This window comes from Parachitinimonas caeni (genome assembly GCF_030129945.1).
Taxonomy (GTDB): Bacteria; Pseudomonadota; Gammaproteobacteria; order Burkholderiales; family Chitinimonadaceae; genus Parachitinimonas; species Parachitinimonas caeni.
In genome coordinates this window covers 1-456 of the sequence record NZ_JARRAF010000187.1, presented here as the reverse complement: position 1 = coordinate 456, position 456 = coordinate 1, and the positions used below count along the sequence as shown (strand labels likewise).

Genomic DNA, 456 nt, shown 5'->3' with positions numbered 1-456 from the left:
GCAGTGGCCTGCCGGTGCAAATCAGCGCCAGCGGCAGCCGTATCGAGGTGAGCGGGGTGGCGGCCGACCGGATGCTGGTGATGTACCGCCCGGTTGGTTCAACCGACTTCACCTACCAGCTGAGCCAAGTCTCCACCCAAGGCAACACCCATTGGGACCTGGCCAGCTGGAACGACGACAATGTGCGGGCCCGCCCCAGCGGCGCGACCGAAGTGCTGTACCTGCTGGCTTCGGGCAACCAGATCGTGGCCCGTGGCAGCTTCACCCTGCAGGTGGAAGGTAATCAGGTCAGCCAGATCGCCAACGTCCGGCCCGATGCCCTGGGGGGCGAAGGCAAGACCATCGTACTGCGGCACAAGGTAGGCAGTGGCTATGAAGACCACCTCTACGTCTTCGATGCCGGACGCCAGGCCGATGCGGGCTATGGGCCGACCCGATTTGCCTTGGTATCGGCTG

Annotated in this window: 1 protein-coding gene; it reads left to right on the top strand. The window is 64.7% G+C overall.

What is annotated here, in order from left to right:
* A partial coding sequence (locus PZA18_RS24240; RefSeq protein WP_284103456.1) for a hypothetical protein occupies window positions 1-456 on the top strand: 456 nt, incomplete at both ends.